Source organism: Janthinobacterium sp. BJB301 (assembly GCF_002735685.1).
GTDB lineage: Bacteria > Pseudomonadota > Gammaproteobacteria > Burkholderiales > Burkholderiaceae_D > Janthinobacterium > Janthinobacterium lividum.
In genome coordinates this window covers 320,962-346,898 of record NZ_PDZJ01000004.1, presented here as the reverse complement: position 1 = coordinate 346,898, position 25,937 = coordinate 320,962, and the positions used below count along the sequence as shown (strand labels likewise).

At 64.1% G+C, this 25,937-nt stretch carries 25 protein-coding genes; 6 read left to right on the top strand and 19 right to left on the bottom strand.

From position 1 onward, the window contains the following. Window positions 1–24: 24 nt before the first annotated feature. The 9 genes from CSQ91_RS23555 to CSQ91_RS23515 all read right to left on the bottom strand — a co-directional run bounded on the left by CSQ91_RS23555 (window position 25) and on the right by CSQ91_RS23515 (window position 7,390). A complete protein-coding gene (locus CSQ91_RS23555) occupies window positions 25–633 on the bottom strand; it encodes a TadE/TadG family type IV pilus assembly protein (protein WP_099389794.1) in 609 nt (202 codons plus the stop codon). Continuing rightward, window positions 623–1,105, bottom strand: a complete 483-nt coding sequence (locus CSQ91_RS29025) for a TadE/TadG family type IV pilus assembly protein (protein WP_099389793.1) — start codon at window positions 1,103–1,105, stop codon at window positions 623–625. Before CSQ91_RS29025 ends, CSQ91_RS23555 begins: the two co-directional genes overlap by 11 nt. Then, a complete protein-coding gene (locus CSQ91_RS23545) occupies window positions 1,102–2,532 on the bottom strand; it encodes a TadE/TadG family type IV pilus assembly protein (protein WP_180278495.1) in 1,431 nt (476 codons plus the stop codon). Before CSQ91_RS23545 ends, CSQ91_RS29025 begins: the two co-directional genes overlap by 4 nt. Then, window positions 2,522–2,824, bottom strand: coding sequence for a hypothetical protein (locus CSQ91_RS23540; protein WP_083299690.1), 303 nt, complete (start codon window positions 2,822–2,824; stop codon window positions 2,522–2,524). Before CSQ91_RS23540 ends, CSQ91_RS23545 begins: the two co-directional genes overlap by 11 nt. A gap of 16 nt (window positions 2,825–2,840) precedes the next feature. Continuing rightward, a complete protein-coding gene (locus CSQ91_RS23535; RefSeq protein ID WP_070280070.1) occupies window positions 2,841–4,280 on the bottom strand; it encodes a type II and III secretion system protein family protein in 1,440 nt (479 codons plus the stop codon). Between the two features lie 18 nt (window positions 4,281–4,298). Beyond that, window positions 4,299–5,156 (bottom strand): Flp pilus assembly protein CpaB, encoded by an 858-nt coding sequence (gene cpaB, locus CSQ91_RS23530; protein WP_099389791.1) that lies wholly within the window; start codon window positions 5,154–5,156, stop codon window positions 4,299–4,301. Continuing rightward, window positions 5,153–6,526, bottom strand: coding sequence for an ATP-binding protein (locus CSQ91_RS23525; protein WP_099389790.1), 1,374 nt, complete (start codon window positions 6,524–6,526; stop codon window positions 5,153–5,155). Before CSQ91_RS23525 ends, cpaB begins: the two co-directional genes overlap by 4 nt. 93 nt (window positions 6,527–6,619) lie before the next feature. After that, window positions 6,620–7,153, bottom strand: a complete 534-nt coding sequence (locus CSQ91_RS23520; protein WP_034783644.1) for an A24 family peptidase — start codon at window positions 7,151–7,153, stop codon at window positions 6,620–6,622. Between the two features lie 54 nt (window positions 7,154–7,207). Next, entirely contained in the window at window positions 7,208–7,390 is a 183-nt protein-coding gene (locus CSQ91_RS23515) for a Flp family type IVb pilin (RefSeq protein ID WP_034752975.1), read from the bottom strand. 481 nt (window positions 7,391–7,871) lie between these two features. Between CSQ91_RS23515 and CSQ91_RS23510 the strand changes: the two genes are divergently transcribed. Then, window positions 7,872–8,918, top strand: a complete 1,047-nt coding sequence (locus CSQ91_RS23510; RefSeq protein WP_034783647.1) for a GGDEF domain-containing protein — start codon at window positions 7,872–7,874, stop codon at window positions 8,916–8,918. Here CSQ91_RS23510 and CSQ91_RS23505 read toward each other — a convergent pair. After that, window positions 8,915–10,141, bottom strand: a complete 1,227-nt coding sequence (locus CSQ91_RS23505; RefSeq protein WP_034783648.1) for an HD-GYP domain-containing protein — start codon at window positions 10,139–10,141, stop codon at window positions 8,915–8,917. The two genes, CSQ91_RS23510 and CSQ91_RS23505, sit on opposite strands and share 4 nt — an antisense overlap. Before the next feature lie 138 nt (window positions 10,142–10,279). On the opposite strand from CSQ91_RS23505, the gene CSQ91_RS23500 reads away from it, so the two are divergent. Together CSQ91_RS23500 and CSQ91_RS23495 are read left to right on the top strand one after the other, a co-directional pair. Next, complete coding sequence (locus CSQ91_RS23500; RefSeq protein ID WP_099389842.1) at window positions 10,280–11,221, top strand: LysR substrate-binding domain-containing protein; 942 nt, start codon at window positions 10,280–10,282, stop codon at window positions 11,219–11,221. 194 nt (window positions 11,222–11,415) lie between these two features. Next, a complete protein-coding gene (locus tag CSQ91_RS23495) occupies window positions 11,416–15,012 on the top strand; it encodes an indolepyruvate ferredoxin oxidoreductase family protein (RefSeq protein ID WP_099389789.1) in 3,597 nt (1,198 codons plus the stop codon). A 54-nt stretch (window positions 15,013–15,066) separates the two neighbouring features. Here CSQ91_RS23495 and CSQ91_RS23490 read toward each other — a convergent pair whose 3' ends face one another. Beyond that, complete coding sequence (locus tag CSQ91_RS23490) at window positions 15,067–16,077, bottom strand: substrate-binding domain-containing protein (RefSeq protein ID WP_034783651.1); 1,011 nt, start codon at window positions 16,075–16,077, stop codon at window positions 15,067–15,069. A gap of 453 nt (window positions 16,078–16,530) precedes the next feature. Here CSQ91_RS23490 and CSQ91_RS23485 point away from each other — a divergent pair, with 453 nt between their 5' ends. Beyond that, window positions 16,531–16,863 (top strand): hypothetical protein, encoded by a 333-nt coding sequence (locus tag CSQ91_RS23485; RefSeq protein ID WP_143451085.1) that lies wholly within the window; start codon window positions 16,531–16,533, stop codon window positions 16,861–16,863. A gap of 1 nt (window position 16,864) precedes the next feature. On the opposite strand, the gene CSQ91_RS23480 is transcribed toward CSQ91_RS23485, so the two are convergent. Continuing rightward, entirely contained in the window at window positions 16,865–17,908 is a 1,044-nt protein-coding gene (locus CSQ91_RS23480; RefSeq protein ID WP_099389787.1) for an MBL fold metallo-hydrolase, read from the bottom strand. A 169-nt stretch (window positions 17,909–18,077) separates the two neighbouring features. Here CSQ91_RS23480 and CSQ91_RS23475 point away from each other — a divergent pair, with 169 nt between their 5' ends. After that, window positions 18,078–18,701 (top strand): TetR/AcrR family transcriptional regulator, encoded by a 624-nt coding sequence (locus CSQ91_RS23475; RefSeq protein ID WP_070280007.1) that lies wholly within the window; start codon window positions 18,078–18,080, stop codon window positions 18,699–18,701. Here CSQ91_RS23475 and CSQ91_RS23470 read toward each other — a convergent pair. Together CSQ91_RS23470 and CSQ91_RS23465 are read right to left on the bottom strand one after the other, a co-directional pair. Continuing rightward, a complete protein-coding gene (locus CSQ91_RS23470) occupies window positions 18,674–19,771 on the bottom strand; it encodes a WD40/YVTN/BNR-like repeat-containing protein (RefSeq protein ID WP_099389841.1) in 1,098 nt (365 codons plus the stop codon). The genes CSQ91_RS23475 and CSQ91_RS23470 overlap by 28 nt on opposite strands. Window positions 19,772–19,785: 14 nt before the next feature. Next, window positions 19,786–20,055, bottom strand: a complete 270-nt coding sequence (locus CSQ91_RS23465) for a MoaD/ThiS family protein (RefSeq protein WP_034783656.1) — start codon at window positions 20,053–20,055, stop codon at window positions 19,786–19,788. Between the two features lie 92 nt (window positions 20,056–20,147). Between CSQ91_RS23465 and CSQ91_RS23460 the strand changes: the two genes are divergently transcribed. Further along, complete coding sequence (locus CSQ91_RS23460) at window positions 20,148–20,459, top strand: hypothetical protein (RefSeq protein WP_034783657.1); 312 nt, start codon at window positions 20,148–20,150, stop codon at window positions 20,457–20,459. 27 nt (window positions 20,460–20,486) lie between these two features. Here CSQ91_RS23460 and CSQ91_RS23455 read toward each other — a convergent pair whose 3' ends face one another. The 5 genes from CSQ91_RS23455 to CSQ91_RS23435 all read right to left on the bottom strand — a co-directional run bounded on the left by CSQ91_RS23455 (window position 20,487) and on the right by CSQ91_RS23435 (window position 25,836). Continuing rightward, window positions 20,487–22,166, bottom strand: a complete 1,680-nt coding sequence (locus CSQ91_RS23455; protein WP_180278494.1) for a PQQ-like beta-propeller repeat protein — start codon at window positions 22,164–22,166, stop codon at window positions 20,487–20,489. A 116-nt stretch (window positions 22,167–22,282) separates the two neighbouring features. Next, complete coding sequence (locus CSQ91_RS23450; RefSeq protein ID WP_099389785.1) at window positions 22,283–22,570, bottom strand: 2Fe-2S iron-sulfur cluster-binding protein; 288 nt, start codon at window positions 22,568–22,570, stop codon at window positions 22,283–22,285. 16 nt (window positions 22,571–22,586) lie between these two features. Next, a complete protein-coding gene (locus tag CSQ91_RS23445) occupies window positions 22,587–23,735 on the bottom strand; it encodes a Gfo/Idh/MocA family protein (RefSeq protein ID WP_257217455.1) in 1,149 nt (382 codons plus the stop codon). Between the two features lie 9 nt (window positions 23,736–23,744). Beyond that, a complete protein-coding gene (locus CSQ91_RS23440; protein ID WP_099389783.1) occupies window positions 23,745–24,797 on the bottom strand; it encodes a sugar phosphate isomerase/epimerase family protein in 1,053 nt (350 codons plus the stop codon). Between the two features lie 112 nt (window positions 24,798–24,909). Then, a complete protein-coding gene (locus tag CSQ91_RS23435) occupies window positions 24,910–25,836 on the bottom strand; it encodes a substrate-binding domain-containing protein (RefSeq protein WP_373630545.1) in 927 nt (308 codons plus the stop codon). Window positions 25,837–25,937: the final 101 nt, after the last annotated feature.

The window sequence follows — 25,937 nt, the reverse complement described above, 5'->3', positions numbered from 1 at the left end:
TCGGCTGCGCCAGCGGAGCGGCGCTCATGGACAAAAACCGGGATTGTCCGGATAGCCCAGCGACTCGGCCACCGCCATGGTGGTCCCGCTGGGCAAACGTATGGCGCCTGCGCCGGAAGGAAACATCACCCCCAGCAGCGGCAGGATGGGCCGGTAGGGCACGCCCTCGCAGCGCGCGCCATCCCCCGGCAGGCACAGGCGCGCGCGCACGAAGCGGATGCAGCTGGCGCCATGCGGATCGTCCAGGCAATTGATGCGGTTGCGTTGCGGGCAGCCCGGCAGCACCGTCACCGGCACTGCCGCCAGCGCGGCGCCGCCGCTGCTCTCCGACAAATAATCGATGCGCACATGCGCGTCGCCGATGCCGCCGCCCAGCGGCAGCGTGCCCGGCGTGGCGCGCAGCACGGCGTGCGTGCGCACGGCCTGCAAGGCGCCGGCATTGCTGAAATCGGTGACGGCGGCAGCGCGCGCCGCGCGCCGGGTGATCTCATGCACCATGTTCCACACGTACACGGCGCGCGCCATTTCCAGCATGGCAAACAGGAACAAAAAGAACAGCAGCGCCAGCATGGCAAATTCGACGGCGAAGACGCCGCCCTGGCGCTGCCGGTGGGGGGGCAGGTTAATTAACATAGCGCAATGTCGCATTGGCGCGCAGGGGAATCGGCTCCAGCTGCGGCAGCCACTTGCGGGTCAGCTCAGGCAGGAAATCCACCGGCATGTCCACGGTGACCTTGATGCGCACCTGCAGCGGCGCCGTCGCGTAGCTGCCGCAGCCATAGGAATCGTCGGCATACACGCAATCCACGTTGACCCTGGCGGCCTCCATGTCGGGCCAACTTTCCGCCATCGCATCGACCACCATCTGCCGGGCCAGGGCGGCGCCCTGGTTCGCCGTGCCGATGCTGCCCATCTGCGGCAGCGGCATGGTCGCCATGTAGCGCGCCGCATCGTGCACGCTTTTCTGCAGGGCCGTGTACACCAGCAGCGCGCGGCCGAACAGCAGCACGAAGGGCAGCAGTCCCATGAAAAACAGCAGGATCAGCGCCAGCTCGATGGCGGCGACACCGCCCTGGCGGCGTGGCGCGCGGCAGGCCAGCTTCATTGCAGCAGCTCCGCCGGGCCGATCAGCGATCCCTCGGCTGCCAGGCCGGCAAATTCGGCGCTCAGCACGCCATTGCTGGCCGGCGCCGTCATGAAGAAGCGGCCGATGCCCAGCACCTGGGCCAGCACGTCGCTGCCGGCCGGCACGGGACAGGCGAGCAGCGCAATGTGCAGCAAACGCCGCTGCGCCAGGCCCGCGTTGCCGGTCGGCGCCGTCTGGTATGCCAGCGTCAGGTACGGCGACTTGTCGGTCGGATAGCTGGATTTGGCGGCCGGGGCGGCCGGCGTGGCCGGATACAGCTTGGGCCAGTCGGTGGTGGCAAACGGCGGATAACCGCCGGCCGGCTTCGGGTTGCTGTACCTGGCCGCCCTGGAAAATGACCACAGCGGCCCGTAGCTGCCGACCGCAGGCGGCGTCGCATTCGACTCCGGATCGGCCACGGACAGCAGCGGATTGCCCGTGCTCAGCGCACTGGGCGCATCGGGCGCATTCTTCATCCACCAGTTCGCCGCCGTATTCGGATAGGCGCGGATGTTCGTGTCGGACGGCGCCACCACCGGATGGCAGCCGCTGCCCGGATACTGGTTGAAGCGCGCATTGAAGGCCGTCCATAGCGCGGCGGGAAAAGGCCGGTGCACATGCACCTGGGCGCTGCCGATGCGCGGATACAGCACCGTGCCGCTGCAGACAAACGGCAACACATTCGATTCGCTGACCTGCTGCGACGGTCCCACCACGCCCGGCCGGCCCAGCGGATTGAGCACGAAATGTTCGGCCGCCGGGCCGTGCGGATTGAGCTTCAGCAAGTTATACGCCACGCCGCGGCGAAAGCCATATTCCAGCAGCTCGACGGCCGGCAGCAGTGCCGCATTCGTGCGCGGGCTGGCGGCACTGGCCGACAGCGCGCAGACAGCCAGCGGCATGAGATTCAAGCTGCTGCGCCCCGCCACGGCGCGCGCGCCCGTGTCCAGGGTGCGCAGCGCCGGCGACCAGGCGCCGAGGAACGCCGTCGCCACCCGCCCCAGCGAGGGATCATTGGCCTGCGTATCGACGCGCACGAACAGCGCCGTGGCGGCGTCGGGCACGGCGCCCGCCGCATGCCATTCGCTGGCGGGCGCGTCGGGAGCACTGGCGAAGCGGATGCTGGCGTCCGACAAGGTCGCGCCTTCCATGCGGCGGCGCCATGCGCTGCGGTCGGCCGCACTGCTCTTGGCTTTCGTCGCGGCGGCAAGCAGGCCCTCGGGCGTGCCCACCAGCTCCGCCGCCGCCGCCATCGCCGCGTTGTCGGCCAGGTTCTGCAGTTCCGTCTTGCGGCCGATGACTTGCCCCACGTCCAGCGCCAGGCCGATAAAGCCCAGCACCACGATGAGCAGGATGGAAAAGGCGATCAGCATCGCCCCGCGCTGGCGCCGGCGTCTATTTGCCATTGCCGCCTCCCAGCATGAATTGCACCGGCTGCGGCGCCTGGGCATTCGGTTCGGCAAACGAGGCGCGGTAGCGCTGCATGACGGCGTGCGCGCTGGGGCCGTCGAGGCCGTCTGCCGGCGTGCGATTGCCCGCGCCGGCCGGATCGCGCACCTGCTGCGCCATGGACAGGCGCACGGCGTCGCCGAAGCGGCGGTCCAGCTGCGGCGTGCTGCCGTGCGCGCAGGCGGCCAGCTGCAAGGCCAGGGCCAGGGCGGCCAGGCGCCGCAGCGACGTCAAGAGCGAGTTCGACATGGCGTATCTCCCCGTCTCATTTCAACTCGAAACCGTTGGCCGCGCGCGGTGGCGGCACGGACGGCGGCGCCGAGGGCACCGGCCCTTCCATCTTGCCGCCCAACATTAAGTCCATGCGCGACGGCGGCGCCAGCTGCGCCGTCGGCAGCACGGCATCGGCCGGCAAGGGTTTGACCAGGTGCGCGGTAATGACGAACAACAATTCCGTGCGGTCGTGCTGGAAATCCGTGCTGCGAAACAGCGCGCCGAGGATCGGCACTTCGCTCAGCCAGGGCAAGCCCGTGATGTTGCTCACCTGGTTGTTCTTGATCAAGCCGCCGATGGCGTAGCTCTGGCCGTCGTACAGCTGCACCGTGGTCGAGGCGCGCCGCGTGGTGATGACGGGCAAAATCGAGCGCCCGCTGACGCCGGCGGCGGAAATACCCACCCCTTCGCGCGACAGCTCCGACACTTCCGGCGCCACCTTCAGATTGATGCGCCCGCCCGACAGCACGGTCGGCGTGAAGCGCAGGCCGACACCGTACTCGCGCTCTTCCAGCGTGATCTTGTTGTTGTCCTGGCCGACAGGAATGAAGATCTTGCCGCCGGCCAGAAAACTGCCCTCTTGCCCGCTGATCGCCATCACCGTCGGTTCGGCCAAGATGCGCACCAGGCCATCCTGTTTCTGCGCCTCGATGGTCAGCTGCTGGCCATTCGACTTGCGCACGTCGAGCAGGCCATTGGCCGTGCCGCTCAAGAAATTCGACAGCAAGGTGGTGGCCCAGCTGCCGGAAGCAAAGCGCAGGGTGGCGCCCACTTCCAGCCGTTCCAGCAGCGACTTCGACACTTCCGCGATCTGCACGGCCAGCATCACTTGCTGCGGCGCACTGACGTCGAGCATGTTGATGATGCGGCTGTTCGCGCTGCCCGCGCCGCCAGCGGGCGCCGTGGCGGCGGGCGGCATGGCGGCGCCATCGGCGGGCTTGGGCAGCGCCAGCGGTACGGTGGCGCGGCGCACGTACGCATGCGCCAGCTCGACGGCGCGCAGCACGGCGCCCGCATCCTGCACCGTGCCCGACAGCACCAGGGTGTCGGCCACGGCCGTGACGCGGATGGCTTTTTCGTCCGGCATCAGCGCCGCCAGAGTTGCCTGCAAGCCGGCCGGGTCCATGCTGACGCTGACGTTCACCACGCTGCACACGCCGCTCTTGCCCTGGATGATCATGTTCGTGCTGCCCACGTCGACGCCGACCACATACAAGGTGTCGGGCGCCACCAGCATGGCTTGCACCACGGCAGGATTGCCGACGCTGCGGGCCAGCACCGCCTCGGGCAGGCGCAGCATGCTCGACTTGCCCACCTGCAGTTGCAGGTTGCCGGGCGAGGCCGCTTCACCGCCGCAGCGCGGACCAGGATCGGCCGCCGCGCCGGCAAGCGGCGACAGCAGGCAGCACAGTATCAGCAGGGCGCGGTTCATGAGCGTGTCCATGGTTGGCTAAAAACATTCGCGCGACTGGCGCGTTCCATCGATGACGCCGCTGCACTGGCGCGTTGGCTCCGGCGGCGCCTTGGCCACGCGTACCGGACGCGGCGCGGCGGCCGGCACGGGCGCGGCGGCAGGAACGGGCTCGTCGGCTTCGTGCGGCCCGCCCAGCAGGGTCAGCTTGGTGGCGCCCGCCGTCACGCCCGGCTGCGGGTCGACCTGGTTGCGCAGCACCAGCGACAGGCTGCCCACGCTGCGCGCCAGGTCCAGGTTTTCCGCCTGTTCCGGCGTCACTTCCAAGGTCACCGCATTGACCACGCGCGGCTTGGTCTCGTCGCGCCCCACTTCCTGCGCCACGGCCAGCACGAGGATGCGTTCGAGCACGATCTTGGAAATGTTGCGGCTTTGCGGAAAGGCGCGGTCGCCAGAATCCTGCTGCGTGCTCACGATGATGTCGACATAGTTGCCCGGCAAGGCGAAGCCGGCCACGCCGATCACATCGTTGACGCGCACGGTAATGGCGCGCCGCCCTTCCGTGATGAGCGCCGACAGGCCGCCCAGGGTGCCGGCCGGCGCCAGCTTGGCTTCGCTCAGCGGTTCGCCGCGCAGCACGCTGGTTTTCAGCACCCGTCCCGCCAGTTTCGCCGGGTCTTGCAGCGCGCCTTGCGGCAAGCTTTCCGCCGGCCATTCGGCCAGGCGCAGCATCTCGGGCGCCAGGCGCTGGCCCAGGTTGACATCGCTGGCGGCGACGACGATCTTGTCCTTGCCGGCCGGCGTCTGGCGCAGCAGCCAGTGCGAGGCCAGCAGCACGGCCAGCAGACCCAGCACGACCGCCAGGCCCATCATCAGGAGGGCGCGCCGGTTTTTCATGCGATACGCTCGCACAGGCTGGCGGCCGGCATGTCGCAGCTGGCAAACAGGCTGCCCCAGGCCTGTTCCAGGGCGCCCACCGTCAGGCGCGCTTCGCAGCCGGCAAAGCCGGCGAAGTCGCCTATGCGCGCCAGCAATTCCTGCGGATAACTGGCCAGCAGGGGCCGTCCCTGCGCGCCATGCAGGTGCAGCAGATGGTTCAGGGCCAGCTCGTCGATGGCCATGCCGGCCAGCCGGCATTGCTGGCGGAACAGCGCGCGATAGGCGCTCTCGGCCAGCGGCCCCACGTGCACCTTGTAGCCGATGCGGCGCAGCAAGGCGGCGTCAAACAGCTCGCCCGGCGGCACGTTCGTGGCCAGCACGAGGGCATTGTCGAACGGCACACTGATCTGCACGCCGCCGGGCAAGCCCAGCTGGTCGCTGCCGTGCGCCAGCGGCTGCATCAGCCGCGTCAGCAATTCCGGCGCGCCCAGGCGCTGGCGGCCCAGGTCGTCGATGATCAGCATGCCATTGTTGGCGCGCACATGGGGCGGCGCCTGGTAGCAGCCGCCGCTGGCGTCGAGCCGCAGTTCCAGCATGCCGGCGTCGAGTTCGGCGCCCACGTGGATCACGGGACGCTGGCACAGCACCCAGCGGATGTCCGTGCTGCGCCGCTCCAGCGCCTGGCGCGCATGGCTGACATGCTGCGGCGCGGGCGGCAAGTGCTGGGCCGGATCGTACAACTGGATGATGTCGTGGCCGACGATGACGGCGTACGGCACGGCGACCAGCCCGTGCAGCAATTGTCCCAGCTGCAGCGCCAGGGTCGACTTGCCGCTGCCGGGCGGACCGTACAGCAGCAGCGAGCGCCCCGAATGCAGAGCCGCGCCGACCACGTCGAGCATGCCCGGCCCCGCGTGGGCGCCACCCAGCACGGCGGCCAGGTCATCGCTGCCGACGCGCTGCTCCTGCGCCAGCCACGACTGGCGCGCCACCATGGCGCGGTACGCGTCCAGGGTAACGGGGGCGGCGCCGATATACGCGCAGCGCTCGAGGAAGGCGCTGGCGCGCTGCTTGCCGGCATTCGTCAGCTGGTACTGCACGTCGATATCGGATTCCCCGCGCCAGGCCACTTCGGCCATCTGCTCGCTCACCATGAAGTCGAGCACTTCGCGCAAGACATTGATCGACAGGCGTAAGCGCGTCGTCAGTGCGGACAGGTGCGTCTTGCCGCTCACAAACATCAGCTTGGCGATCAGTTCAACCACCAGGGGCCGCTCCAGTCCCGTTTCACGCAAGCTCTTCGGCTGCGGCGGCAAGGGCGGCATCAGGTTCGCATCGGCAGGGCGCGGCGCACTCTCGGTGCTCATGGAATAGTCGACCTCGGTCATGCTGCGTCTCCTAGCCGGTTAAGACTGCATTCAACAGAATTCATTCTAGCGAGCGGGGACCGGTGCCCATTGATCAAGAGCAATGAATACCAATCAGAAATAATGCCGCCCTTGCACCAGCAGGCAGCCCAGGGCAATGGCCAGTCCGTACGGCATGTTGCCCACGCTGGCGCCGCTGCCCAAAGCGTTTGGCGCCAGGGGAATGCCGGCCATGCGCGCGATCATCGGCCACAGCAGCTGGCGCAGATTGCCGAGGCAGGCGCGCCACTTGCCCTGCCAGGTGATCATCAGCACGGCCATCAGGCCGCCCAGGACAAACGTGGCGAAACAGATCTGCAGCACGGGCCAGGGACCGGCAAAGGCGCCCGCCATGGCGATCAGCTTGACGTCGCCGGCAGCCATGCCGCGCAGCACGTACAGCGGTAGAAACAGGAAAAAGCCCGTGGCCATGCCGCCCAGCCACAGCGGCAGCACGTTTTGCGGCCACAGCCACAGGTGCAGCGCCAGGGCGGCAAGGATGCCGGACAACACCACGCCATTGGGTATCTTGCGGCGGATCAAATCACTGACGGCGGCCCCCGTCACGAAGCACAACAACAGCAGGTCGAATACGGCATAGGCAGGCATGCGGCACCTCCTGAAAAAAAACCCGCCGCTGGCCGGCCAGCGGCGGGCACCCGCTTAGGGCGTCAACACCAGGTTCGACGAAATGTCGGTGAGGACGGCCAGCAAGTTGGTCTTGATCAGCAAGAAACCGGCCGTGATGGCGGTAGCCATCAACGCCGCAATCAGGCCGTATTCGATTGCCGTAATGCCATCCTCATCCTTGACAAACTGCTGTACTGCCGACAGGAAGGTATGCATGACAAGCTCCCAAAAGTGAATCACAAGTCCCTGGCGCAATCGGGTGTGAAACATTGCCCATTCCTGCTAATATGTTTCCTGCCGTAAATTTCTGCGCCATTGCATTGACTATAAAGCGTCCACGTTTTGGCAAATTGACGCGCCACAAGTTTCCATATGGAAATTATCAAACCCTGTTGAAATGCCGGCTGGCGCAAACAAATGTTGCGATCCGGATTGAAAGCCTTCGTCAGGGCAAGTTTTTTGCAATGCGGTGCATGAATCTCATGTATTTACATGAAATATTGCATACGTTAATTGCCTATTAGGCAAAAAGACATTATCCTGCTTAGCTCTTCTTTGGAAAGGCCTCTCGCCCGGCGGTAAAGAGCGTCATGCCACCAAATAAATCTTGGCTTCTTGTAGACGGACGCGAACATGCTCTTGCTTGATGCAATGCTGGTATGACGACACTTGTGTGACTACTTTCCAGAGATCGACAATGGATTCCCTACTGAAACACATGGTGGACATGACCGGGCACCGCGACCACACGATGCTCGACATCTCCGTGATCTCGGCCGTCCAGGAACTCGCTGCCGCGTCGCAGACCCGTGTGCTGGCCCTGACCACCGTGCGTGGCCAGGTGTTCGTGCGGTCGCGGGCCATCATCGTGGCGGGCAGCGTGGCCCGCATGGAAGAGCATAACGACCCGACTCTGCCAGGCGAACCGCTGTCGGACTACCCGGCCCTGGCCGCCTGCATCAAGCGCCATGAAGCGAGCGCCGACACCCTGTGCGCCGACGGCCGCCACCTGCTGTGGCTGCCCATCTGGATCGGCGACCAGGTCACCACCTGCCTGGAAATCACCAACCCCACGCCGTACACGGGCGCCACCATCCAGGTGATCGGCGGCATCGTCAGCGTGTACCGCAATTTCCAGAACCTGCTCGACTACAGCGAACGCGATTCGCTCACCGGCTTGTTGAACCGCAAGACCTTCGACGACCAGCTGGCGAAAATCCTGCAAAGCCGCGGCGAACCGGAGGCGGAGAAGCCGCTTCCCGTCGATGCAGAACGGCGCCACCATACGGACACGGAACGGCAATGGCTGGCCGTGATCGACGTCGATCATTTCAAACTGGTCAATGATAAATTTGGCCACCTGTATGGCGATGAAGTGCTGATCCTGATCGCCAACCAGCTGCAATCGTCGTTCCGCTCGCAAGACCGCATCTTCCGCTTCGGCGGCGAGGAATTCGTCGTGCTGCTGCGCTCGATCACCCTGGAAAATGCACAGAAAATCATCGACCGCTTCCGCACCAATGTCGAAGCGCACGACTTCCCGCAAGTGGGGCGAGTGACCGTCAGCGTGGGCTTCGTCAGCATCAACGCCTACGAGGCGCCCGTCATCATCCTCGGCCGCGCCGACCAGGCCTTGTATTACGCCAAGAGCCATGGCCGCAACCTGGCTTGCCACTACGACGAGCTGGTCGCCAAGGGCCTGTTAACTACCATTACCTCGAACGATACGGCGGAATTCTTCTAGGCATCCGCTAGGGAAAGAAACCGCATGGGATCAACCTGCCACTTGGCGGCCGACTCATGGCCGACGATCTTGTCGGCGCCGCCAAAACCGAAGCCGCGCGACAGGTCGACCGTTTCCGGCTTGATGTAGGTCTTGCTCTTCGTACTGAAAAACACATTCACTTTCGGCGCCAGCAGATTGCTTTCGTGCGCCTCGATGACGACGGCCAGGCGGCCTGATTCCAGCATCACCATGGTGCCGACCGGATAGATGCCCACGCAGCGCATGAAATCCTGGGCGAACACGGGGTTGAAATGGAATTTGCTCCACTCATAGATCTTGCGCAGGGCTTCGGCGGCGGCGATGCCCTTGTGATAGCTGCGGTCAGACGTCAGCGCGTCATACACGTCGACGATGGCGGCCATCTGCGCCAGTTCGCTGATGGCGTCGCCGGCCAGCTGGTCCGGATAGCCGCTGCCATCGCGCCGTTCGTGGTGGTGCAAGGCGATGTCGAGGGGAATCGCGCCCACCTCGGGCGACTGGCGCAGGATTTCGTAGCCGTCGCGCGGATGGCGCTTGATCAGGGCAAATTCTTCCGGCGTGAGGGGGCCGGGCTTGTTGAGCACGCTGTCGGGCACCAGGGCCTTGCCCGTGTCGTGCAGCAAGCCACCGAGGCCAGCCTGGTGCGTGGTGGCCGCATCGATGCCGCGCGAGCGGCAGAACGCCACCAGCAGCGCGCACACGCTGACGGAATGCAAAAAGGTGTAGTCATCCTTGGTCTTGATGCGCAACAAGCCGACGAGGGCACCGGGATTGCGCAGGATCGATTCGGTAATATCCTGGACCGTGTGCTGCACGCGGTCCAGCTCGACAGCCTTGCCCAGGCGCACGTCGGCCATCACCGTGCGCACCAGGCTGGCCGCCTGCCGCCGCACTTGCGTGGCGCGCGCCAGTTCCATGCCCAGCGACACGCGCGTGACCACTTGCGGCGCCGCGGCGATCTGCACCAGTTCGCGCTCGGTGGTGGCCTGTGCCTGCGCCACGGTAGGCGCGTCCTGCACGTCAAGGCCCTTGCCGCTGTCGATCACCACGTCGTGGATGCCGGCTTGCATGATCTTGCGGATTTCATCGTCGCTGCGCAACAGGAAACGGTTGCGCACGAATGGATGCGTCATCCAGTCGCAGCTGAGGTCATGAATGTACATGCCCACTTTTAATTGAGACGAATCAACTTTCTTGAGCATGCTGTCATCCCACAAATACGCGACTGGAGCACCGAAGGCGCTAGAATGAGTATAACAAAATTGTTATTCTGCTGGCCGCGTTCGGCGCTGCGGCGCAACACCGTGTTTTTTCCGCTCAACGCACCGCTTCTGGGACCCATGGAACTGCGCCAATTACGCTACTTTGTTGCCATCGTCGACCACGGCTCGCTGTCGCGCGCGGCCCTGATCCTGCACGTGGCCCAGCCGGCCCTGACACAGCAGCTGCGCCAGCTGGAAGAGGAACTGGGCGTGCAGCTGCTGCACCGCTCGGCCCAGGGCGTGCTCAGCACGGATGCGGGCAAGGTGTTCTACGAACATGCGCAAGCGATCCTGAAACAGGTGGCCGACGCCCGCTCGGCCGTCACGCAAAGCGCCACGCGGCCGTCCGGCAATGTCACCTTGGGCTTGCCGCACAGCATTTCCGGCGCCCTGGCCCTGCCCCTGCTGCTGGCCGCGCGCGAACGCTATCCCGAAATCACCCTGCAATTGACGGAAGAAATCACGGGTAACCTCAATGAACAGCTCAAATCGGGCCGCATCAACCTGGCCGTGCTGTTCGACGATGGCCAGCTCACGCCGTTTGCCTGCAGCCCGCTGGTGGAAGAAGAGATGCGTTTTATCTGCCGCAGCGATTCGCCGTTCGCCCCCGCCGGCCATGCCGTGTCGTTCCAGCAAGCCTTGAGCGCCACCCTGATCCTGCCGGGCCTGCAGCATGGCGTGCGTCCACGCATCGACAGCCGCGCGCGCGAACTGGGCCTGGAAACGGCCAACGTGATCGAGATCAACTCGATCGCCATCCTGAAATCGGCCATCCTGGCCGGCATGGGCGCCACCATCCTGCCGGCCGCCCCCCTGCTGGCCGAGCTCGACAGCGGCGCCATGCGCAGCTACGCCATCCACAGCCCCGTGCTGTCGCGCACAGTGGCCCTGTGCGCCTCGAAAAACATTCCCCTCACCAATGCGGGCAACGCCGTGAAAAACCTCGTGCTGCAAGTGGCCGCCGAACTGTGCGGCAGCGGGCGCTGGGTGGGGGCGAATGTGCTCTCGCCCATGACATAAGTATTTCTTATACCCCCATCGGCAAAGCGTATTTGCCCCCTTTCCTGACTCGTTCTACACTGACCACATTAACTATTTTAAATTTAAAATGGTTATGTGCCGCCCACACGCGGCCATCCCGTCTGCACAGTGCGCGCCTTACCGGGCGCGCCACTTGTACAGCCGTCATCTGAAACACCCTTTTGGAGACAGCCATGTCCGTGACCACGGAAAACGGCTCCGCAGCGTTCGCTAGAAACGCCGGTGCCGCGCCATCTACGCCCCCCGACACTTCCCGTTTGACCACCGTCAGCCTCGACGACAAATACACGGCCACTTCCGGCGCCATCTTCCTGTCCGGCATCCAGGCCCTCGTGCGCCTGCCCATGATGCAGCGCCTGCGCGACCAGGCCGCCGGCCTCAACACGGCCGGCTTCATTTCCGGCTACCGGGGCTCGCCCCTGGGCGGCCTCGACGAAAACCTGTGGAAAGCCAAGAAACAGCTGGAAGCGCACCACGTGCAGTTCGTCCCCGGCGTCAACGAAGACCTGGCCGCCACGGCCGTCTGGGGTTCGCAGCAAGTCGACCTGATCGGCCCGGCCAAGTACGACGGCGTGTTTGCCATGTGGTACGGCAAAGGCCCCGGCGTGGACCGCTGCGGCGACGTCTTCAAGCACATGAACCATGCGGGCACCTCCAAATTGGGCGGCGTGCTGCTGGTGGCCGGCGACGACCATGGCGCGTATTCCTCGACCCTGCCGCACCAGTCCGACCACCTGTTCTCCGCCTCGATGATCCCCGTCCTGTATCCGTGCAATGTGCAGGAATACCTGGACCTGGGCATCCACGGCTGGGCCATGTCGCGCTTTTCCGGCTGCACCGTAGCTTTCAAGGCGCTGGCCGACACGGTCGAATCGTCGGCGTCCATCGATGCCGATCCGTTCCGCGTGGAAGTCAAGATTCCGCAGGACTTCGTCATGCCCGAAGGCGGCCTGAATGCCCGCCTGTCGAGCATCCCGCTGGGCCAGCAGGCGCGAAATCAGGAAGCGCTGATGCAGGACTACAAGATCTACGCGGCCCTGGCCTACGCGCGCGAAAACAAACTCAACCACACCACCATCGACAGCCCGAACGCCAAGCTGGGCATCATTGCGTCCGGCAAGTCCTACCTGGACGTGCTGGAAGCGCTGGAAGAGCTGGGCATCGACGAGCAGATGGCGGCCGACGTCGGCATGCGGCTGTTCAAGGTAGCCATGCCGTGGCCGCTGGAGCCGGACAGCGTGCGCGAATTCGCGCAAGGCCTCGATGAAATTCTCGTCGTCGAAGAAAAACGGCAGATCGTCGAATACCAGCTCAAGGAACAGCTGTACAACTGGCGCGACGACGTGCGCCCGCGTGTCATCGGCAAGTTCGATGAAAAGGGCGAGTGGGTGGCGCCGCGCGGCGAATGGCTGCTGACCTCGAAGGCGGACTTTTCCGTCTCGCAAGTGGCGCGTGTCATCGCCAGCCGCATCGCGCGCCTGATTTCCGACCCCGTCACCTGCGACCTGATCAAGGCGAGATTAAGTTTCCTCGACGCCAAGGATGCGGTATTGAAGAAAGCCGTGAATACGCCGTTCCGCCCCGCCTTCTACTGCTCCGGCTGCCCACATAACACGTCGACCAAGGTGCCGGACGGCAGCCTGGCGCTGGCCGGCATCGGCTGCCACGTGATGGCCACGTCGATCTACCCGGAAATGAACAAGCTGACCACGCACATGGGCGGCGAAGGCGCGCCGTGGATCGGGCAGGCCGCGTTTTCCGAACTGCCGCACGTGTTCCAGAACCTGGGCGACGGCACATACTTCCACTCGGGCTATCTGGCCATCCGCGCCGCGCAGGCCGCCAAGGTCAACATCACCTACAAGATTCTGTACAACGACGCCGTCGCCATGACGGGCGGCCAGCCCGTGGACGGCTTGATCACCGTACCGATGATGGCGCAGCAGGTAGCGGCCGAAGGCATCGCGCGCATCGCCCTGGTGACGGAAGACCTGTCGCGCTACAGCGACCGCAGCAACCTGCCCGCCCACGTGACCTTGCATGATCGCAAGGATATGGATGCCGTGCAGCGCGAATTGCGCGAAGTGCAAGGCGTCTCCGTGCTGATCTACGACCAGACGTGCGCGGCCGAGAAACGCCGGCGCAGGAAAAAGGGCGAATACCCTGACCTGGCCAAACGCATGGTCATCAACGACGCCGTCTGCGAAGGCTGCGGCGACTGCGGCGTGCAATCGAACTGCGTGTCGATCCTGCCGAAGGAAACGGAATTTGGCCGCAAGCGCACCATCGACCAATCCTCGTGCAACAAGGATTACTCGTGCGCCAAGGGTTTCTGCCCCAGCTTCGTCACGGTCGAAGGCGGCAGCCTGAAAAAGACCAAGACGGGTGCCAGCAAAGCGGGCGAGACGGACAACTTCGGCCCCCTGCCGGAACCGGTCCTGCCCGCCTGCGACGCGCCGTACAACATCCTGATCAACGGCATCGGCGGCACGGGCGTCATCACCGTGGGCGCCCTGATGGGCATGGCGGCCCACCTGGAAGGCAAGGGCGCGTCCGTGCTGGACATGACGGGCATGTCGCAAAAGAACGGTTCCGTCACCTCGCACGTGAAAATCGCCAGGTCTCCCGCACACATCCGCGCCCAGCGCATCGCCACGGGCGAAGCGGACCTGATTTTAGGCTGCGACATGCTGACGGCCGGCGCGCAGGATGCCGTGTCGAAAATGCGTCCGGGCCGCAGCCTGGCCGTCGTCAACCTGCATGAGCAGCCGCCAGGCACGTTTGCGCAAAATGCCGACTGGCAATATCCAACGGCGGAAGTGCGCCAGCTGATCGAGGAATCCGTCGGCGGCGCCGAGGCAGCCGACTTTATCGACGCAACGAAACTGGCCACCGCGCTGATGGGAGATTCGATTGCCGCCAACCTGTTCATGCTCGGCTACGCCTGGCAAAAGGGCCGCATTCCGTTGACGGAAGCGGCCTTGCTGCGCGCCATCGAACTCAATGGCGTGGGCATCGAATCGAACAAGAAAAGTTTCCTGTGGGGCCGCCGCGCCGCCGTCGACGTGCGCCGTGTCACGCAGATCGCCACGCCCACGCAGGCGATCATCGTGCAAATGCCGCAAAGCCTCGATAGCGTCATCAAGAAGCGCGTGGAGTTCCTCACGGCCTACCAGAACGCCGCATATGCGGATGGTTATGTGACCTTGCTCAAGCAGGTACGCGACCGCGAAAACACCCTGGGATTGGGCCAGAAGCTGTCGACAGCCGTTGCCAAGAGCTATTTCAAATTGCTGGCCTACAAGGACGAGTATGAAGTGGCGCGTTTGTACACGGATGGCCGTTTCGTGGAGCAATTGCAGCAGCAGTTCGAGGGGAATTTCTCCGTGAAATTCAACCTGGCGCCACCGCTGTTCGCGAAAAAAGATGCGAAAGGCCACCTCGTGAAAGCGGAGTTCGGTTCCTGGATGTGGCGCGCCTTCAAGCTGCTGGCGAAAGCCAAGGGGCTGCGGGGCGGCACTTTCGACGTCTTCGGTTATACGGCCGAGCGCAAGATGGAACGCGCGCTGATCGTCGAATACCGCGAACTGCTGGCGGGACTGCTGGTCAACCTGACGGCGGAAAATCTCGGCACCTGCGTGGAACTGGCGTCGCTGCCCGAGAAAATCCGCGGCTTCGGCCACGTCAAGGAAGCGGCCGTCGCCACGTATCGCCAGGACAAGGCGAGATTGCTGGCCAAGCTGGCGGACGGCAGCAAGCACGCGGCATAAGCCGGTCAGCTGGGTTTGACATGACAACGCAGAGCCTCGGCTCTGCGTTTTTTTTCACTCAGGACAACGCCCCACCGTCGCCCCCGGCAACAGCACCGGCTGCCAGATTTCCTGCAGCCGCTCCGGCGGCGTGCCGGCCAGCAAGGATTGCAGCATTTCCACCATCTTGGCGCCGGCGCGGCGCAGGTCGGGCTGGTCGATGGTGGTGACGTTGATGCCGATCAAGGTGTCTTCCACATTGCCCCAGACGATGACGGAAATTTCCTTGCCGATTTCGATGCCCGCATCCATCAGCGCGCGCACCACGCCCACGCCGGACAAGTGATTGTCGACGATGACGGCCGTGGGACGGGGCGAACAGGCCAGCAATTGCTGCATGGCCTGATAACCGCTGCGGCGATCAAAAGTATTGTCGAGCAGATAGGCGGGATCGACCGGCAAGCCCGCTTGCGCCATGCAGCGGATAAAGCTTTCCTTGCGTTCATACGCGAAGTGCAGATCCAGCGGCGCGCTCAGCAGGGCAATGCGCTGGTGGCCGTGTGCCGCCAGGAAAGACACGGCCAGGTCGATACCCGTATCGTTGTCGTAGTCAAAATACGCATACGGCGCATCGATGCGCGTGCGGCCGTTCGCCACAAAAGGAAAGCCGACTTTCGTCAGGTAGGCGATGCGCTCGTCGACCACCTTGGTGCGGCCCACCACCAGGCCATCGACCTGGCGTCCGCGCACCATGGTTTCATACGAGGGCTGTTCGTTCTGCGGCGATACGGGAGCGATGATCAAACTCATCTTCGATGCTTCCACGGCGTCCGACATGCCATTCACCACGGAAAGAAAGACGCTGTCGCCCAGGTCGCTGGGCAGCAGGGGATAGATCATGCCCAGCACATTCGTGCGGCCGACGGCCAGGCTGCGCGCCAGCGGGTTGGGCCGGTAGCCGACTTTCTTGGCGGCGGCCAGGACGATTTCACGGGTGCGGGAATTGACTTCCGGATAGCCGTTCAACGCCCTGCTGACTGTCGTTTTCGACATGCCGAGGGCAATTGCGAGGCTCTTGAGATTCATGTTAACTACCTGTCTGTATGGCAAAAGAAACCAACTCTGACCGTCAATTATAGCCCAGAGCGCCAAACAGGCCGCGCATTAGCGTGCGCAGACATGGTATAAAAACAACAATACATTGACTATTTAAAAAGCAACGTTTTGAATGCGACCACTTCCACCCTCTCCGCAGCGCCATATCGGCGATAGCAGTCAAGACAAGGTAAAAAGCGACAGCGGGTACTCACTTTGACAAGTGCTGCAGCAACTTCAGGATGCCGGCTTGGGCATGCAAGGCGCGCACGTTAGCATTATCAAGAAAACATAATTTACTGGAACTGTGCGAGAATTTGTCCTACTCTTGATTCAGGTAAAGATTACCGCTTGGCATGTTCGAACAATGATGCCTGGCGCAGCACATCCGCCCGGGCTTTCCCCATCCCTGCACGCCTGGACATACTTTCAAAGGTGAACAATGTGGTCACGCTAACGTCCGTCAACAACTTGCAAGCCTCGCTGGCTACGGCGCAACGCCGGGTCGAGCAAGGCCAGAACCAGGTACAGCGCGACAGTGAACAGCTGGCGCAAAGCCGCCAGTTGCTGGCACGGGAACAGGAATCGCTGAGCCAGACGCAACGCAACAGCCAGCAAGCCCAGGCAGATGCCCCCACCGCCATCAAGGCGCCGCAGCTGGACCAGGCGATCAAGCTGGCCGTGCCGCAGCAAGCGGTCCCCGCCGCGCCGAAAAACACGCCCCAGCTGAACAGCTATGGCCAGACCCTGGGACGCCTGATCGACGTGACGGCGTAAATTACCGAATCATCTCCTCTTCCAGCATCGCCAGCCACCATTTTTCGCCCTTCGTCGGCTGCGCCAGATCGACTGCCTCGCCCATCTGCGGCGTGGCCAGGTTCACGCCCTGCTTGGCCGCCAGCCCCGTGATGCGGTCAAACGGTTCATGCCAGGCATGCAGCCCCAGGTCGAAGGTGCCGTTATGCACGGGCATCAGCCACTTGCCGCGCAAGTCCAGGTGGGCTTGCAAGGTCTGTTCCGGCTGCATGTGCACGTCCGGCCACAGCTTGTCGTAGGCGCCCGTCTCGATCATGGTCACGTCGAACGGGCCGTACTTGTCGCCGATTTGCTTGAAACCGTCGAAATAGCCGGAGTCGCCGCTGAAAAACACGCGCACGTCCGGTGCGTCGATGACCCACGATGCCCACAGGGTTTGATTGCCGTCAAACAAGCCGCGTCCCGAGAAATGCTGCGATGGCGTGGCGACAAGTTTCACGCCAGCAATCGTCGCGCCCTGCCACCAGTCGAATTGCTGCACCTTGTCTTTTGGCACGCCCCATTCGACCAAGGTGTCACCCACGCCCAGCGGCGTGACGAAGTGTTCGGTCTTGGCGGCCAGTTGCAGCACGGCCGCATGGTCGAGGTGGTCGTAATGGTCGTGCGACAGGATGACGGCCTTGATCGGCGGCAAGTCGGCGATACTGATGGGCGGCTGATGGAAGCGTTTTGGTCCTGCCCACTGCACCGGCGAGGCGCGCTCGGAAAACACGGGATCAGTGAGGAAAAATTCATTGTTCAGTTTCAGCAACAGGGTCGAATGGCCGAGGCGAAACAGGCTGTTGTCGGGTGCGGCCAACAGTTGCGCCCGGGTCAAGGCTTGCACGGGCACAGCCGCGGCCGGCACCGTGCTGTCGGGTTTGTCAAAGAAAAATGTCCACATCAGCTTGAGCGTCGCTGCCGTGCCCAGCTTGTGCATCTGCACGGGATTACGGAACTTGCCTTCGTGGCGTTGGGGCGATTCTATCGGTGCGGCAGGCGCGGCGCGCAAGGTGCAAGAACTCATGATGATCAGGACTCCCAGAAAGAAGAGACGACGTGCGACTCGGTGCAAGTGCATATGCGGCCCGGCAAAGAATTAACAAGGATTAAATTACACTACACAGTGTAGTTCCTATTTCTGGCAAAGTAAACCAAGAGGTGTAAAATATTGTTTTCAAAGGAGATTTCCCGCCATGGCCGCACCGCAACGCCTCACCGACCGCAAGCGCGTCGCCATCGTCGATGCCGCCATCGCCGAGTTCCGCGAGCACGGTTTTGATGCGACCAGCATGGACAAGATCGCTGCCACGGCTGCCGTATCCAAGCGCACCGTGTACAACCATTTCCCCAGCAAGGACGAGCTGTTCGCGGAAATCCTGCAGCGCATGTGGGAAAGCAGCATGGCCCAGCCTGCCGTGCCCTATGTTGCCGACCAGCCCCTGCGGCCGCAAGTGCTGGCCCTGGTCGAGCAGAAAATGGACTTGCTGTGCGATCCCGCTTTCATCGACCTGGCGCGCGTGATCTTTGGCGAAACCATCCACTCGCCCGAGCGGGCGCAAGCGATGGTGGCGCGCCTGAATGAAAAGGAAACGGGCTTGAATATCTGGATCCGCGCGGCACAGCAAGACGGGCGCATCAAGGCGGGCGAGACGCTGGAAGTGGCGCACCTGCTGATGTCGCCTTTAAAAACCTTTGCATTCTGGCCGCAGATCACCCTCGGTGAGCCTCTGCTGGGCCCGGCACGCCGGCGCGAAGTGACGGCACTGGCCGTCGATATCTTCCTGTGCTACTACGGCGTGGCAAAACAGACGGCATAAACGGGCGGCAAGTGGGCAGAGATGGTCTGCCAATGCTCGCCCTCGTCGCCGGAAAACCAGGCGCCCCCCGTCGTCGACGCCATCAATAAACTGCGCCCATCGTCGGCCAGCGCCAGCCCGTGGCGGTAGACCAGGTCATAGCAATGCTGCTGCGGCAATCCCGCGCGCAAGACCTCGAAGGTTTTCCCTCCATCGCGCGTGCGCGTGACGGCTAGCGCGCCATCGATGGGAATGCGCAGCACATCCGCCTGCGCCGGCACGAACCAGGCCGTGTCGCCATCGCGCGGATGCACGGCCACGGCAAAGCCAAAATGCGACAGCGGCGCCGTCGTCACTTCCTGCCAGTGCCAGCCGGCATCGTGCGAGCGCCAGATGCCGTTATGGTGCTGGCACCACAGCGCGTCCGGCGTGCCGGCGCTGCGCACGATGCGGTGCGGATCTTGCACGGCTTCGTTTTCATCGAGCTCGGGCGGCATGTAGTCGGCTCGCATGCCCGTCGCGCTCAAGGCCCAGCTGGCGCCGCCGTCCAACGTTTGCCACACGCCGCCGCAGGACACGCCAACCAGCACCTTGTTGCTGTCGCGCGGGTCGACGCAGATGCTGTGAATGCCGGGCACGTCATAGCCGCCGCCAAACCACTGCGCCCGCTGCGGCACGTGCCACAGGGATTCCACCAGCTGCCAGCTGTCGCCGCGGTCGCTGGAACGGAACAGGCCGCCAGGCAAGGTGCCCGCCCACAGCACGCCGGGCTGGTCCGCGCCGCCGGCCGCCAGCGACCATATCTGCTGCAAGGTCCAGTCCACGGTATCGGTGCTGCCTTCCGGCTTGGCGGGATAGGCGGGCACGGCGACTTCCTGCCACGCGCTGGCGCCCCCGTCGCGTCGGTGCAGCTTGGCGCCGAAGTGCCCCAGGTTCAGGGCCGCATACAAGGTGCCGTCGCGGCCATCGTGCAGCAGCATGGAAACGGGATCGCCGGCAAACTGCACCAGCGCCAGCTGCCAGGCGCCGGCCGCATCGACATCGAACTGGAACAAGCCCTTGCGGGTGCCGAGATACGCGCGTTGAGCCATGCCTTGTCCCATGATTAACCTCCGGAAAGTGCCTGCAAGATATACACCTGGCTGTCGGGCAGCAAGGCGTCGTCGAGCACGCGCCGCTCGCGGCAGCGGGCGCCATCGATGAAGATCACCACATTCGGGCGCAGGGCGCCCTGCTCGTCGAGCACGTAACCGCGCAGGCGCGGCTGCCGGGCAAACGCGGCATCGAGGGCGGCGCGCAGCCGTGGCGCGGCCACCTCCACCGTAGGAACGTCCAGGTAGCGTGCCAGTTGTTGCGTAAAATGCAAATGCGCCATGCTGTCCTTCGACGTCGTCGGCCTCGACTCATTCTAGTCCCCTTTGCGGCCAATACAATTAAAATAGAGGCAAGCACACAAGGAGGCCAGGCATGACGATTACCCCGGAAGAACTAGCAGTGCTGATGCAGGAAGTGGAAGTGGCCGATCCCATCGATTTTGCCGACCTGCCGTTCGACGAGCAGGAATTGCGCGGGCTGATCGCCAACCACCTGTGCGAGATGGCCGACGCGATGGAAAGTTTCAGCCCGGAAGACCGCAACCTGGCGCTGCTGGCCGTGGCGGCCAAGCTGGTGCTGGAAAACCTGGTGCTGCACGTGCAGCTGCTGCGCCGCCATGGCTTGCCCGTCAGCGACAGCGTGGACGCCCTGCTGCAGCGCCTCAAGGGCGGCAAGCCCACCTGAGTCAGGCGCCGTGCAAGCGGCAGGCGGCTACTGCAGGTTGATGGCCGTCAAGACCATGCTGCCGCCGGGTAGATCCGTGCCCTGGCGGATGTACAGCACGCCATGGCGCGACAACGCCAGGCTGCCCCCCATGCGGTAAATCCAGACAGTCTTGTGGCTGGCCAGGTCGATCGCATAGGTATTGTTCCGCCCGCCAACAAACAGCAGATTGCCGGTGACGATCAGATCACCGCCGAAGTACGCGTCGAGGGCCGTATCCAGGGGCCAGCTCCACAGGACCGCGCCGTCGCCGAGCCTGCGCGCTTCGAGCGCCTGGCTGCCCTGGTTGCCCACATACACGACGCCCTGCGCCACCACCGGCTGCGTGCTGAACTGTCCCTGCACCGTCCAGCGCACGGCGCGGCTATGCACGTCAACCAGACTCAGGCTGTTATTCGCCGCCTCGCCGGCCAGCGGCCGCTGATTGAGCAGCAGCACGCTGTCCGCATCGGCCAGCACGGGCGCCTGGCGCAGGCTGCTCTTGTTCAGCCCGCCCAGCACCTGCCCCGGCACCGTCACGCTGAAGCGAGCCTTGCCATCTGCGATATCGAACGCCGTCAATGTCCCTGCCGCATGGCTGTACACCGTGTCCCCATTGACGGCGGGCGTCCAGTCATTGACGTTGCCCAGCTTGGGCAAGCCAAGGCTGGCAGACCAGCGTGTCTGCCCCACCGCCGCATCGATGCCACTGATATCGTTATTGCCACCCACGTAGACATTGCCGCCAAAAAAGGTGGGCGCCGTCGCCAGGGAAACCCCCAGCAGCGTGCCATTCGTATTCGGCGGACGCACGCCGAGCGGCACACCGCCGGCATGCGCATCGAAGACATGCACGGTATCGTAGCCAGCCATGGCCAGCTTGCCGCCCGAAACGGCCGGCGCGCCCAGATAACCATCGGACGTGAGCGACTGCGTCCAGCGCGCCTGGCTGTCGCTCTCGTTGAGCGCCGTCACGGTCGAGGTGGTGATGTATTTGGTGCTGCTGCCTTCCACCGGTGCGGCCGATTGCTGGCTGACATACACGAGGCCATTCGCAGCCACCACGGGACTGCCGACGACCGCGCGCGGGGAACTGGGGCCCAGCCAAGTCCAGCGCCGCGTGAAGCGGCGGCTGTCGAAGGTGGCCGGCACCAGGCCCGTATGCGCGGCATTGCCATTCACGCCTTCCCAGTCGCCCACGCCGGGCAAGGCCTGCAGTGCGCCCATGCTGCCGGCGAACGGCGCGACAGTGACCTGGTAATCCATGCTTTCCGTCTTGTACACCCCCACCGTGAGCGGCAAGGATAGCTCGATCTTGCCCGCGTACACCCCGGGAGCCAGACCAGGCACCGCCTTGAACGTCAGCAGCCAGCTGCCGTCTGCCTGCTTCTGGCGGTCGGCCTGCTGCAGCACACCGGCCGTGCCGCTGGCCGGTTTTTCATGCGACTGGGGACGCGTATCGGTCACGCCATCGGCCAGGCGCACTGTTACGTGGATGTCATCGCAGATGGCGCCAGGCTGGGCCGTGCAGCGGCTACTGACTGCCGACAAGGTCATGCCGGGTTTTTCCTGCAAGCCAGGCGGTACGCCAACGGCACCGCCGGAACCGCCGCCACAGGCGGACAAGGTCGTCGTGATAGCCAGCGGCAATGCGGCGGCCCGCCACAACAAAGGGAATAATGTACGCATGCGATATCCATGTTGAGGTTTCATTTCCTCCCCAATGGAGGTGTGCTGGAAACCTGAATCAAATGTTATAGCATGGAAAACATTGCCAAAATATAACAAATAATCACGGCGGTGCTTTACTTGCGCACGGCCCGCGCCTGGATGGTGATATCGCTTTCGGCCGCGGCCACGCAGGGCAGGATGTAGCCGTCGAGCCGTTCATCGGGGCTGATGCCGGGCCAGTCCACCGTGTAGCGCACCTGGCCATCTGGCATGTGACACAGGCAGGTGCGGCACGTGCCATTGCGGCAGGAACTGAGCAGGCGGATACCGGCCAGTTCGGCGGCGGCCAGGATGGTGGTGCCCGCCTCGGCCGGGAATTGCCAGCCTTGCGGGATGATGGTGATAATAAAGGGCGCACTCATGCGCGCAGTGTAACAGTCAGCTTGCCAAGGTTGTCCAGCTCGCACCATCCGCATGGCTGCGCAGCACGGCTTCCGCAAAAGCCAGGCCCGCCACGCCATCGGTGACAGTCGGCAGCCAGCCGGTTTCCCTGGGCACGGGCAAGCCCGCCTGCAAGGCGCGAATGCGCAAGGCCGCATCCAGGTACAGCTGGGCGAACGCTTCCAGATAACCCTCCGGATGGCCGGCCGGCACCCGCGTGGCGTGGCGCGCGGCGGCGCTGTCGACCCGGCCCGGACGCAGCAACTGGCGGTTGCCGCCCTGCGGCGTAAACCACAGTGCATTCGGTTGTTCCTGGTCAAAGTCCAGCTGTGCCTTGCTGCCGAACAGGCGCAGGCGCACCGTGTTTTCGCAACCGGTCGCCACCTGGCTGGCCCACAGGGTACCTTTCGCCCCGTTGGCGTAGCGCAGCATGACCTGCACGTGGTCGTCCAGGCTGCGGTTCGGTACAAAGGTCGACAGTTCCGCCAGCACGGCATGCGGCGTCAGTCCGCTGACGAATTGCGCCAGGTGATACGCATGCAGCCCCACGTCGAGCAGGACGCCGCCCGGCCCCGCCTTCTGCGGATCGTTATGCCAGTTGCCCTCGTTCATGCCGCCGGCAGCAATCGAATCGGCCAGCCAGTCCTGCGAATACTCCACTTGCACGAGGCGCAATTCGCCGATGTCGCCCGCCTCGACCATGGCCTTCGCATGGCGCAGCAGCGGGTAGCCGCTATAGGTGTGCGTGAGCGCAAACAGCAGGTTTTTCCGCTCGGCCAGCGCCGCCAGCGCCTGGCCTTCCGCCAACGATATTCCCAGCGGCTTGTCGCAGATCACATGGATGCCCGCTTCCATGAACGCCGTGGCGACGGGCGCGTGCAAGTGATTCGGCGTGACGATGGCCACGGCCTCGATGCCGTCCGCGCGCGCGGCCTCCATCTGCGCCATGACGCGGTAATCGCTGTAGCAGCGTTCGGGCGCCAGGTGCAGCGCGGCGCCGCTTGCACGCGCGCGATCCGGGTCGGACGACAAGGCGCCCGCCACCAGTTCGTACTGGTCGTCGATGCGCGCCGCGATGCGGTGCACGGTGCCGATGAACGCGCCCTGCCCACCCCCTACCATGCCCAGCCGTAAGCGTCGCTGCATGTCGTCTCCTTATTTCAAGCCAAGCAAGTGATGAATTTGATCTTGGTCAACCGCACTGCCCGCGAAATCGTCGAACGCGTGTTCGGCCACGTGGATGATGTGCTCGCGGATGAATCGCGCGCCCTCGGCCGCGCCATCTTCCGGGTGTTTCAGGCAGCATTCCCATTCCAGCACGGCCCAGCCCGAAAAGTCATACTGCGCCATCTTGGAAAAGATCGCCTTGAAGTCGATCTGCCCGTCGCCCAGCGAGCGGAAGCGCCCGGCCCGGTCTTGCCAGTCGCCATAGCCGCCATACACGCCCTGGCGCCCGTTCGGCCGGAATTCCGCGTCCTTGACGTGGAAGGCCTTGATGCGCGCATGATAAATATCGATGAAGGCCAGATAGTCGAGCTGCTGCAGCACGAAGTGGCTGGGGTCGTACAGAATCGATGCGCGCGGGTGATCGTTGACGGCGGCAAGGAAGCGTTCGAAGGTCACGCCATCGTGCAAGTCCTCGCCCGGATGCAACTCATAACAGAGGTCCACGCCCGCTGCATCGAACGCGTCGAGGATGGGCAGCCAGCGTTTCGCCAGTTCCGCGAAAGCCGTCTCCACCAAGCCGGCGGGGCGCTGCGGCCATGGATACAGATACGGCCAGGCCAGCGCGCCGGAAAACGTCACGTGCGCCTTCAGGCCCAGGCGCTGCGAAGCGCTAGCCGCCCACAGCAACTGCTGCGTGGCCCAGGCCGTACGGGCCGCGCTGTCGCCGCGCACATGTTCGGGCGCAAAGCCGTCGAACAGGGCGTCGTAAGCGGGATGCACGGCGATCAGCTGGCCCTGCAAATGCGTCGACAATTCCGTCACCTGCAAGCCGTGGCGCGCCAGCAAGGCTTTCACGTCGTCGCAATACTGCTGGCTGCTGGCCGCCTGTTCCAGGTCAAACAATCGCGGCGCCGTCGGCAGCTGCAAGCCCTTGTAACCGAGGCCGGCCGCCCATTGCGCCAGGTGCTCAAGCGAGTCGAACGGCGGCTCGTCGCCGAGAAACTGGGCCAGGAAAATGGCCGGGCCCTGGATGGTTTTCATGGAAATTCCTTAAAATCAAATTGGAAGGTCGGTCCCTGCGGGAGCGGAAGGCGCCCCATTGGTACGCCTTCCCCCGTCAGGGTACGACCCCAATCCTTGTTTTGGGGTGTCGTTAAAAAGGCGAGTTCGGGAAGTAGAACTGCTTGGCGTTCTCGCGCGTGATCAGCACCGACGGGATGATGGTGTTGGCCGGCAATTTATCACCTTTCAGGCGCGTTTCCGTCGTCAGCTTGATGGCGTCGTACATGAACTTCGGCGAGTACGATACGTCGGCCACGATCAGCGGGTCGGAGCCATCCATGATCTTTTTCACCGCGCCCTTCGCGCCCGCGCCGCCGAACACTTGCTTGATGTCCGTGCGCTTGGCTTGCGCGATGGCTTTTTGCACGCCGATGGCCATATCGTCATCGGCTGCCCAGACGGCGTCGATATGCTTGAAGCGGGTCAGGTAATCCTGCATGACCTTGAAGGCATCGTCGCGGTTCCAGTTGCCGTACTTGGCATCGAGCACCTTGATCTCGGGATGGCCCTTCATCACGGCGGAAAACGCATCGTAGCGCTCGTTGTCCAGGGTGGTCGGCATGCCGCGCAGCACGACGATATTGCCCTTGCCATTCAGGCTTTTCGCCAGGTATTCGGCCGGCAGCTTGCCGAAAGCCGTGTTGTCGCCCGCGATGTACGCATCCTGCGACTGCGTGTTCGTCAAGCCGCGGTCGACCACGGTCACATACACGCCCTTGTTTTTGACTTGCGCCACGGGCTGCGTCAGCGAGGCCGATTCGATGGGGAAGATCACCAGGGTGTTGATCTTGTTCACCGTCAACATGTCCTGCAACTGGTTCGCCTGCTCGGGCGCCGTGGCGGCCGTCTTGACGATGATTTTCAGGCCAGGATGGGCTTTTTCCAGCTCCGCCTTGGCCTGGTTCGCCCACCACACGATACCCGACGTGAAACTGTGCGTGGCGGTGGGAATGGCCACGCCCACCACCAGTTTCTCGGCCGCCTGCGCCGGTCCCATCGGCAGCGCCCACGCCTGCATCACCAGCACTGCCATCCCTGCTACCCGTATAAAGCTCTTCATGCTGCTCTCCTCCAAGGTTGTGGGCGCCCGTTGGCCGCCCTTTCAGAACGCCGCTCTTG

What these genes read in the sequence shown, in the direction of transcription:
- CSQ91_RS23555 (WP_099389794.1), bottom strand. Translation starts at nt 633, where the DNA reads ATGTTAATTAACCTGCCCCCCCACCGGCAGCGCCAGGGCGGCGTCTTC.
- CSQ91_RS29025 (WP_099389793.1), bottom strand. Translation starts at nt 1,105, where the DNA reads ATGAAGCTGGCCTGCCGCGCGCCACGCCGCCAGGGCGGTGTCGCCGCC.
- CSQ91_RS23545 (WP_180278495.1), bottom strand. Translation starts at nt 2,532, where the DNA reads ATGGCAAATAGACGCCGGCGCCAGCGCGGGGCGATGCTGATCGCCTTT.
- CSQ91_RS23540 (WP_083299690.1), bottom strand. Translation starts at nt 2,824, where the DNA reads ATGTCGAACTCGCTCTTGACGTCGCTGCGGCGCCTGGCCGCCCTGGCC.
- CSQ91_RS23535 (WP_070280070.1), bottom strand. Translation starts at nt 4,280, where the DNA reads ATGAACCGCGCCCTGCTGATACTGTGCTGCCTGCTGTCGCCGCTTGCC.
- cpaB (WP_099389791.1), bottom strand. Translation starts at nt 5,156, where the DNA reads ATGAAAAACCGGCGCGCCCTCCTGATGATGGGCCTGGCGGTCGTGCTG.
- CSQ91_RS23525 (WP_099389790.1), bottom strand. Translation starts at nt 6,526, where the DNA reads ATGACCGAGGTCGACTATTCCATGAGCACCGAGAGTGCGCCGCGCCCT.
- CSQ91_RS23520 (WP_034783644.1), bottom strand. Translation starts at nt 7,153, where the DNA reads ATGCCTGCCTATGCCGTATTCGACCTGCTGTTGTTGTGCTTCGTGACG.
- CSQ91_RS23515 (WP_034752975.1), bottom strand. Translation starts at nt 7,390, where the DNA reads ATGCATACCTTCCTGTCGGCAGTACAGCAGTTTGTCAAGGATGAGGAT.
- CSQ91_RS23510 (WP_034783647.1), top strand. Translation starts at nt 7,872, where the DNA reads ATGGATTCCCTACTGAAACACATGGTGGACATGACCGGGCACCGCGAC.
- CSQ91_RS23505 (WP_034783648.1), bottom strand. Translation starts at nt 10,141, where the DNA reads ATGCTCAAGAAAGTTGATTCGTCTCAATTAAAAGTGGGCATGTACATT.
- CSQ91_RS23500 (WP_099389842.1), top strand. Translation starts at nt 10,280, where the DNA reads ATGGAACTGCGCCAATTACGCTACTTTGTTGCCATCGTCGACCACGGC.
- CSQ91_RS23495 (WP_099389789.1), top strand. Translation starts at nt 11,416, where the DNA reads ATGTCCGTGACCACGGAAAACGGCTCCGCAGCGTTCGCTAGAAACGCC.
- CSQ91_RS23490 (WP_034783651.1), bottom strand. Translation starts at nt 16,077, where the DNA reads ATGAATCTCAAGAGCCTCGCAATTGCCCTCGGCATGTCGAAAACGACA.
- CSQ91_RS23480 (WP_099389787.1), bottom strand. Translation starts at nt 17,908, where the DNA reads ATGAGTTCTTGCACCTTGCGCGCCGCGCCTGCCGCACCGATAGAATCG.
- CSQ91_RS23475 (WP_070280007.1), top strand. Translation starts at nt 18,078, where the DNA reads ATGGCCGCACCGCAACGCCTCACCGACCGCAAGCGCGTCGCCATCGTC.
- CSQ91_RS23470 (WP_099389841.1), bottom strand. Translation starts at nt 19,771, where the DNA reads ATGGCTCAACGCGCGTATCTCGGCACCCGCAAGGGCTTGTTCCAGTTC.
- CSQ91_RS23465 (WP_034783656.1), bottom strand. Translation starts at nt 20,055, where the DNA reads ATGGCGCATTTGCATTTTACGCAACAACTGGCACGCTACCTGGACGTT.
- CSQ91_RS23460 (WP_034783657.1), top strand. Translation starts at nt 20,148, where the DNA reads ATGACGATTACCCCGGAAGAACTAGCAGTGCTGATGCAGGAAGTGGAA.
- CSQ91_RS23455 (WP_180278494.1), bottom strand. Translation starts at nt 22,166, where the DNA reads ATGCGTACATTATTCCCTTTGTTGTGGCGGGCCGCCGCATTGCCGCTG.
- CSQ91_RS23450 (WP_099389785.1), bottom strand. Translation starts at nt 22,570, where the DNA reads ATGAGTGCGCCCTTTATTATCACCATCATCCCGCAAGGCTGGCAATTC.
- CSQ91_RS23445 (WP_257217455.1), bottom strand. Translation starts at nt 23,735, where the DNA reads ATGCAGCGACGCTTACGGCTGGGCATGGTAGGGGGTGGGCAGGGCGCG.
- CSQ91_RS23440 (WP_099389783.1), bottom strand. Translation starts at nt 24,797, where the DNA reads ATGAAAACCATCCAGGGCCCGGCCATTTTCCTGGCCCAGTTTCTCGGC.
- CSQ91_RS23435 (WP_373630545.1), bottom strand. Translation starts at nt 25,836, where the DNA reads ATGCAGGCGTGGGCGCTGCCGATGGGACCGGCGCAGGCGGCCGAGAAA.